Source organism: Oerskovia rustica (genome assembly GCF_014836555.1).
GTDB lineage: Bacteria > Actinomycetota > Actinomycetes > Actinomycetales > Cellulomonadaceae > Oerskovia > Oerskovia rustica.
Genome location: NZ_JACSQQ010000053.1, coordinates 10,659 through 17,846, shown reverse-complemented (window position 1 = coordinate 17,846; position 7,188 = coordinate 10,659). Strand labels below are relative to the sequence as shown.

General features: G+C 70.3%; 2 protein-coding genes. Both read left to right on the top strand.

Going from position 1 to position 7,188, the window contains the following annotated elements:
• Window positions 1-69: 69 nt before the first annotated feature.
• The gene (locus H9652_RS18675) at window positions 70-933 is read left to right on the top strand and encodes a sugar phosphate isomerase/epimerase family protein (protein ID WP_191798214.1); all 864 of its coding nucleotides are present in this window, start codon (window positions 70-72) and stop codon (window positions 931-933) included.
• Window positions 934-1,158: 225 nt separating this feature from the next.
• Window positions 1,159-7,140 (top strand): ThuA domain-containing protein, encoded by a 5,982-nt coding sequence (locus H9652_RS18670; protein ID WP_191798212.1) that lies wholly within the window; start codon window positions 1,159-1,161, stop codon window positions 7,138-7,140.
• Window positions 7,141-7,188 lie beyond the last annotated feature (48 nt).

Genomic DNA, 7,188 nt, shown 5'->3' with positions numbered 1-7,188 from the left:
CCTTCCCCGCGAAGGTGGGCTCCGGCGTCGGGCGGACCGGCAGCGCACCCACCGACGAAAGAGAGCACCGTGGCTCGCACGCGCCCCCTGGGGGTCAACACCTGGGTGTGGACCTCGCCCCTGTCCGACGCCTCCCTGCGCGAGATCGCCCCGCGCGTCGCCGGGTGGGGCTTCGACGTCCTCGAGCTGCCCGTCGAGGACGTGACCGACTGGAACCCTCAGCTCGCCGCGGGCGTCCTCGCGGACAACGGCCTCGCGGCCTCGGTCTCGCTCGTCATGGGCCCTGGGCGCGAGCTCGTCTCGGCCGACGCCGGCACGATCCGCCGGACCCAGGACTACCTGCGCCAGGTCGTCGACATGGCGCACGCCGTCGGTTCGCGCGTGATCGGCGGACCGGCGTACGCGTCCGTGGGGCGCACCTGGCGGATGACCGCCGGCCAGCGCGAGGCTGCGTACGCCGAGCTCGTCGACCACCTGGCCCCCGTCGTGGAGCACGCGATGGCCGCAGGCGTGCGGATCGGCCTCGAACCGCTCAACCGCTACGAGACGAGCCTGGTCAACACGGTCGACCAGGGCCTCGCCGTCGTCGCGCCCCTCCCCTCGGAGGGGATCGGGCTCATGCTCGACATCTACCACATGAACATCGAGGAGACGGACCTGGCGGCCGCGGTGACGCGCGCCGGGGACCGCATCGCGCACGTGCAGGTCTGCGGCAACGACCGCGGGGCCCCCGGCAGCGACCACCTCGACTGGCACGCGTTCCTCGGCGCGCTCGACCAGGTGGGCTACGACGGCTCGCTCTGCATCGAGTCGTTCACCGCCGACAACGCGACCATCGCGACGGCCGCCTCGATCTGGCGACCGCTCGCCCCCACCCAGGACGCCATCGCCGTCGATGGCCTGGACTTCCTGAAAGGACTGATGCGCGGCTGACCGATCGGTAGGTGCAGTACCGACGGCGCCGGCACGCCGTGGGACGACGTAACTCTTCACAGCACGTGCGGCCCCGTTCACCGACGAGCGGGGCACGGACTCTCTCGCCACGTGCCGACTGCCCTGGAGGCAAGACACATGAAGGCTGCGCGACTTCCCCTGCGGGGAAGAGCCGTCGCGGCGCTGACCATCGGAGCTCTGGCGTTCACTCTCGCGCCCGCGACGATGGCTGCTGCCCACGACGGACCACATGCTCCCGGTGACGACCGCAAGGTCCTCATCTTCACCAAGACGACCCAGTTCCGGCACTCCGAGGCGATCACGCAGGGCACCCCGGTGCTCGAGGCCGCGTTCGCCGACGTCGGGATCTCCTCCGACCACACCGAGGACTCCTCGGTCTTCACCGACGAAGGCCTCGCGGACTATGACGCACTGGTCATGTTCCAGACGTCGGGCGACCCGTGGAACGCCGACCAGAAGGCTGCGCTCGAGCGCTACCAGCAGGCCGGCGGCGGCATCGTCGCGATCCACAACGCGACCGACATGCGCGGCAACTACGGCTGGTGGGACGACATGATCGGGGCGCTCATGCCCGGTCACGCCGCGACCGGCAACAGCCCCGGCCTGCCCGGCACGGTGCGCGTCGAGGACAGCGTGCACCCCTCGACCAAGCACCTCGACCAGCGCTGGAACCGCGCCGACGAGTGGTACAACTACTCGGCCAACGTCCGCGGCAGCGCGCACGTGCTGGCCACGATGGACGAGTCGACGTACGACGCGGGCGGCAACAAGATGGGCGCCGACCACCCGATCTCGTGGTGCAAGCCCTACGACGGCGGCCGTGCCTGGATGACCGGCATGGGCCACTTCGGTGCGCACTTCACGGGGGAGCCGGACCTGGTCCAGCACATCGTGGGCGGCGTCCAGTGGGCGTCCGGCCAGGTGGCCGGGGACTGCGGCGGCACCGACTGGGGCCAGTTCGAGAAGGTCGCGCTCGACACCAACACGAGCGCACCGTTCGGCATGGACGTCGCGCCCGACGGTCGCGTGTTCTTCACCGAGCTCGTGCGCGGCCAGATCCGCGTCTACGACCCGCGCACCCAGAACACCTCGACCGCCATCACCATCCCCGTGTACTCGGGCGGCGAGGACGGCCTGCTGGGCATCGCGCTGGACAAGGACTTCGCGACCAACGGGTACCTCTACCAGTACTACTCGCCGGCCTCGGCCGACGACACGAACCCGGAGAACTTCTTCAACCGGATCTCGCGCTTCACCGTGACCGACGGCGGTCCCGGCGGCACCGTGATCGACCCGGCCTCGGAGAAGGTCCTCATCGAGGTCCCGGCCGGGCGCCTGCCCGACGAGCCGGGCCACACGGGCGGCAGCCTGATCTTCGACGACCGCACCGGTGACCTGTACATCGGCGTGGGCGACGACGTGAACCCGCACTCGGAGCCCTCGGGCGGGTACGCCCCGCTCTCGGAGCGTGACGGCCGCCTGCACGACGCACGCGCGACGTCGGCCAACACCAACGACCTGCGCGGCAAGGTGCTCCGCATCCACCCCGAGGCCGACGGCACGTACACGATCCCCGAGGGCAACCTGTTCGCCCCGGGCACCGACAAGACGCTGCCCGAGATCTACGCGATGGGCTTCCGCAACCCGTTCCGGTTCACGATCGACCCCGCCACGGGCAACCTCGGCGTGGCCGACTACTCCCCGGACAACGGCTCCGACAACCTCGCGAACCGCGGTCCCGCGGGCATCGCCGAGTGGAACTACATCCAGGAGCCGGGCTTCTTCGGCTGGCCCCTGTGCATGGGCAAGAACGAGCCCTTCCGTGACGTCGACTACCGCACCAACCCGGTCACGGTCGGCGCCAACTTCGACTGCGCGAACCCGGTCAACGACTCGATCCTGAACACGGGTCTGACGCAGCTCCCCGCCGCCCAGCCGGCGGACATGTACTACGGCTACCAGCGCACGTCGGCCCCCGGTGTCATCAACGCCGGCGGCGGGCTCGCACCCATGGGCGGCCCGTTCTACAGCTACGACGCCGACCTCGTGTCGGACACCAAGTTCCCCGAGTACTACGACGGCAAGCCCTTCTTCTACGAGTGGGCGCGCAACAAGATGTACTCGATCGACCTGAAGGACTCCACGCCGAAGGGCGCGGCTGTCGAGAAGGTCAACCCGTTCCTGTCGAACGAGCAGTTCCTCGCCCCGATCGACTCGACGTTCGGCCCCGAGGGCGCGCTCTACGTGCTCGACTGGGGCGGCGGCTTCGGGCGTGACAACCCGAACTCGGGCCTCCACCGCATCGACTACATCTCCGGTTCGCGCTCCCCGGTCGCCAAGCCGGCCGCCACGCCGGACTCGGGCACGGCCCCGCTCACCGTCACGTTCGACGGCGCCGCGAGCACCGACCCCGAGAACGAGGCGCTCACGTACGCGTGGGACTTCGACGGTGACGGCACGACGGACTCGACCGAGGCGGCCCCGAGCCACACCTACACCGCGAACGGCGTCTACGACGCCCGCCTCACGGTGAGCGACCCGTCGGGCAAGGTCGGTACCGCCACGGTCCCGATCACGGTCGGCAACACGCGCCCCGAGGTCGACTTCAACCTGCCGCCGACCGGGTCGTTCTTCGACTTCGGCGACCGGATCGACTGGGACGTCGAGGTCAGCGACGCCGAGGACTCCTCGATCGTCGACGAGAACGTCATCATCCAGCCGGCGCTCGGGCACGACGCCCACGCACACCCCTCCGAGCCGCTCCACGGCACGACGGGCTCGGTCGAGACCGGCCTGGGCGGTGGCCACGGCGAGGACATGAACGTCTTCTACGTGCTCGACGCGCGGTACACGGACGGCGGCGGCGAGGGCGACGTGCCCGCGCTGACCGGCTCCGACACGACGCTGGTGTTCGGCAAGAAGCGTGAGGCCGAGTTCCAGACCGCTACCCAGGGCACGACCCAGCTCCCCAGCCGGGACGTCGAGGGCGGCGGGTCCGTCATCACGGGCAAGGACGGGGCCTGGTCCTCGTACGACCCGTTCAACCTCCACCAGATCAGCGCCCTGTCGCTGCGCGTCTCGGCAGCGCAGGCGGGCACCGTCGAGCTGCGTCGTGACGCTCCCGACGGCGAGCTGCTCGCCACGGCCTCCGTCCCGGAGACCGGGCTGGGTACCTTCACCGACGTGCGCGTCGACGTGGCGGACCCGGGCGAGAGCTTCACGCTGTACGTCGTGTTCCCCGGTGCGGGCGAGCGTCGCCTGAACTTCATCGAGGCGCACGGCAAGGGCATCTCGGCCACGACCCGTCCCGAGGTCGTCGTGACCGCTCCCGAGGCGGGCGTCCAGCTCGAGCAGGGCGCGATCACGGTCACCGCGGACGCGACCGACGCCGAGAACACGGTCACCCAGGTCGAGTTCTTCGTGAACGGCCAGTCGATCGGCACCGACACGTCCGCGCCGTTCGCGACGACGTGGAACGCCACGGCGGACAACTACTACAAGCTGACCGCGGTCGCCACGAACGACAAGGGGCTCACCACGAAGTCCCGCATCGTCATGGCTCAGGTCGGTGACCTGTTCGCCGGCATGAAGACCTTCACCAACGCGAACGGCACGTTCGAGCAGCTGTCCGAGGGCAAGTACCTCGTGAGCTCGGCGGGTGCCAACATGTGGCAGGGCACCGACGAGTACTCGGCCATCTACAAGGAGGCCGGCGCGGACGAGAAGTGGTCCGCGACGGTCAAGGTCAACAGCCAGGGCAACACCAACGGGTCCGCCAAGGCGGGTCTCATCGTCCGCAACGACGTGACGCAGCCGGGCAAGTCGCCGGGCTACGCGGCCCTGGGCATCCGCCCGAGCGGCGGCTTCGAGTGGCTGCGCGGCAACGCCGCGGGGCAGCTCGTGACGTCCTCGGCGGCCAGCTCGACGAGCTACCCCGCGTGGGTGCGGATCGAGCGCGACGGTGACCTGTACACCGCGTCGTGGAGCAAGGACGGCGAGAACTTCACCCAGATCGGCGACCCGGTGTCCCTGCCGGGAGCGGCGTCGGTCCAGGACGTCGGTCTCTTCGTGACGGCGCACAGCTCGAACCAGAGCGCGGTCGAGTTCCAGGACTTCTCGTTCGACGACGACCCGGTCGACCCGACCGAGCCCGGGACGGACACCCCGCCGCAGTGCGCGGCGCAGAAGTCGGACGACTTCGACGCCGCGGACGTCAACACCGGTCGCTGGACCGTGGTGCGTACCGCACCCGGGACGTCGATCACGGTCGCGGACGGCAAGGCGGTCCTGCCCGTCGTCCAGGGCGACATCAACGAGGCGGTCCCGGGCCCGATCAGCTACCTGGGCCAGCCGGCACCCGCCGGGGCGTGGGAGATCCAGACCAAGGTCGAGGTCCCGCTCGCACGGCACTGGCAGCACGCGGGTCTCCTCGTGCACGTGAACGACGACGAGTACACCAAGTTCGCGTTCACGAAGAACCAGAACGGCAACCGCTTCCTGGAGTTCCAGACGGAGACCGGCGGTGCGCGCACGTGGCACGGCCAGACGAACGTCGCGGCGGACTTCCCGTCGTCGGTCTACCTCAAGCTGACCTCCACGGGTACGGCCATCACGGCCGCGTACTCCGCGGACGGCCAGACGTGGACCGCGATCTCGGGCTCCGCCCCGGTCAAGGCGAACGCCACCTTCGGCGTCATCGCCGCGGGCGACACGGGGACGGCCGACTCGGTCGCCCTGGTCGACTGGTTCAAGGTCACGCCGGACTCGACGGACGACGGCACCCGTGAGCCGTCCGACGAGTTCGACGGCACCGCGCTCGACGGCTGCCGCTGGAACAACGTGGTCCGCTACGACGCCTCGAAGGTCGAGGTCGCCGGTGGCGAGCTGCGCATCACCACGCAGCCGGGCGACATCAACAACCAGAACCCGATCAGCCCGCGCAACTTCGTGCTCCAGGCAGCCCCCGAGGGTGACTGGGTCGCGGAGACGCGCTTCAAGGCACCGCTGCTGCACCGCTGGCAGTACGCCGGTCTGATGGCCTACGGCGACGACGACAACTACGTCAAGCTCGACGTGGTCGCCAAGAACCAGCCAGGCGCCCCGCTCAACCTGGGTGCAGAGCTCGCGTCGGAGAAGAACGCGGCCTCGAGCGGCGGCAACCGCCAGCTCGAGATCGCCGACACGACCGAGTCGGGCTACTGGTACCTGCGCATGGAGAAGGTGGGCAACACCTACCAGGGCTGGGTCAGCGACGGCGGGGTGAACTGGACGTCCCTCGGGGCCCCGGTCACCAACGACGCGGCGCTGACGTCCTTCGGTCTCGTGGCCATCGGCCCCGAGCAGGAGGTCCCCGTCAAGGTCGCCTTCGACTGGTTCCACGTCACCACGGGTGACGAGGACACGCAGGCACCGGTCGTGGCCGTCGCGCAGGACCCCGCAGCCGGCGCGTCCGGCTGGAACACCGGTGCCGTGACGGTCACCGCGACCGCGACCGACGACGTCTCGCAGGCGCCGTCGATCGAGGTCAAGGTCGCGGGCGCCGACTGGGCACCGTACACGGACGGTATCGCGCTCACGGCGGGCGGCGAGCACTCGCTCACCTTCCGCGCGAGCGACGAGGCCGGCAACGTGTCGCAGGAGGTCGTGCACGTGGTGAAGATCGACGCCACGGCACCGACCGCGACGGCCGAGCTGTCCGAGCGCACGGTCACCCTGGCCGGTGCGGACACCGGTTCGGGCCTCGCCCGGGTCGAGTACCGACTCGCCGACACCCCCGCGGACGAGTGGCTCGAGTACACCGAGCCCGTCGTCGTCGGGGACGGGGCCGTCGAGGTCTCGTACCGCGCGGTCGACGTCGCCGGGAACGTGAGCGAGCCGCTCACCCTCTCGGTACCGCCGGTCGAGGGCGGGGTCACGGTCGAGGTCACGCCGCGCGCGCAGTGCACGGCGGGCAAGGTGCTCGTCAACGTGCGGGTCGTCAACACCGACGACGCGCCGGCGACGATCAAGGTGAGCACGCCGTTCGGGACGAAGACCTTCACGGGTGTCGCTCCGGGCAAGTCCGCGTCGCAGTCGTTCGCCTCGCGCGCCACGTCGGTCGAGGCGGGTTCCGCCACGGTCGTCGCGACGATCGGGGACCGGACGTCGACGTACACGGTGGACTACGCGGCCGCGTCCTGCGGCTGATGCACGAACGGTAGGCGTCGCCCCCCAGGGGGCGGCGCCTGCCGCGGG

What these genes read in the sequence shown, in the direction of transcription:
- H9652_RS18670 (WP_191798212.1), top strand. Translation starts at nt 1,159, where the DNA reads ATGGCTGCTGCCCACGACGGACCACATGCTCCCGGTGACGACCGCAAG.